Here is a 372-nt window from a genome sequence, read left to right as displayed (position 1 = left end):
AGCGCGCTGCCGAGGCGGCCGGTCTCGTCCAGCTTGGTCAGCACCACGCCCTGGGGGCGGGCGCCGGCGAAGCGGCGGACGACCTCGTCCAGGTCGGCGAAGCGGGTGTTGGCCGGCAGCACCAGCAGCGAGGTGACCTGGCGCGCGCCGCGCAGCCAGTTGAGCTGGGCGGCCAGGGCGCGGTCGCGCTGGCCCATGCCGGCGGTGTCGACCAGCACCAGCTTGTAGTCGGCCAGGCGCTCGAGCAGCTCGACCAGGCCGTGGTCGCTGTCGGCCTCATGCACCGCGATGCCGAGCTGGCGGCCATAGCTGTAGAGCTGCTCGCGGCCGCCGACGCGCTGGGTGTCGGTGGTGACCAGGGCGACGTCGCGC

Annotated in this window: 1 pseudogene; it reads right to left on the bottom strand. The window is 74.5% G+C overall.

The features are described from left to right. A pseudogene (locus tag SB822_RS55375) lies at positions 1-372 on the bottom strand (flagellar biosynthesis protein FlhF); the annotation flags it as partial.

The organism is Paraburkholderia sp. SIMBA_054, assembly GCF_046534875.1.
GTDB lineage: Bacteria > Pseudomonadota > Gammaproteobacteria > Burkholderiales > Burkholderiaceae > Paraburkholderia > Paraburkholderia hospita.
The sequence above is the reverse complement of the archived record's forward strand: the minus strand, read 5'-3'. Positions and strand labels throughout refer to the sequence as shown.